At 36.2% G+C, this 309-nt stretch carries 1 protein-coding gene; it reads right to left on the minus strand.

Annotated elements, in window-relative coordinates; genetic code table 11:
• Positions 1–94: 94 nt before the first annotated feature.
• The coding region (locus PZE06_RS27650) for a DUF1064 domain-containing protein (RefSeq protein WP_275792348.1) at positions 95–309 on the minus strand (215 nt) is incomplete at its 5' end.

Genomic DNA, 309 nt, shown 5'->3' on the forward strand with positions numbered 1-309 from the left:
AAGGGTATCTCTTTTACCATGCTGTTATACTTAACCAGTTCTACAAGATATTCTTCAGTCCAATCCTTCTTTTGAGCCATCCTTTACCAGCTCCTTAAACATATTTCCACCCGGTTTTGGTTTTTTTTACAACCAGTAATTCATGTTTGAATTTATTTTCGAACATTTTTCGAACTAAAGGGAATCGTTCATTAGCTAATCCTTTTACATCAATTACAGCAATTTCCCCATCCTTATACCATACTTCAAAATCAGCCTTATATGTCCATGCTTGGCGTGTTCTTACACCGGTTCCTCCACAAGTTTTAC

Origin of the sequence: Robertmurraya sp. DFI.2.37, from assembly GCF_029211245.1 — a bacterium.
GTDB classification, from domain to species: domain Bacteria; phylum Bacillota; class Bacilli; order Bacillales; family Cytobacillaceae; genus Robertmurraya; species Robertmurraya methanolica_A.